Annotated in this window: 1 pseudogene; it reads right to left on the bottom strand. The window is 37.3% G+C overall.

Annotated features, from left to right (window positions below):
* A pseudogene (locus ACODSI_RS15080) lies at positions 1–370 on the bottom strand (hypothetical protein); the annotation flags it as partial.

The following is a 370-nucleotide window of genomic DNA, read 5'->3' as shown; positions in this document are numbered from 1 at the left end:
CACCACCTGTTTGTGGAGTACCACCTAAACTGGTAAATAAATCTTGTGCTATGCCATTACTACAAATGCTTAATGTACCATTAGTTCCTGCATTGGGTATTGGATTAACCACAATAGTTAAGGTAGCATTTAATACACAAATTCCAGATGAAGGAGTGAAAGTATATGTAGTTGTAGTGGTATTATTTAATGCTGGTGACCAAGAACCCGAAATACCATTTTGTGAGATAGTTGGAAGTGGGTTCAATGTATCTCCGTAACAAATAGGGCCAACATTAGAAAAAGATGGAATTGTTGTAACATTTATTGTTACATTCATCGTAGCGGTTGTAGCACATTGTCCTGCTGTTGGGGTAAACGTATACGTTTG

This window comes from Flavobacterium sp. FG139, assembly GCF_057809695.1.
This window is presented reverse-complemented; position numbering and strand designations above follow the sequence as displayed.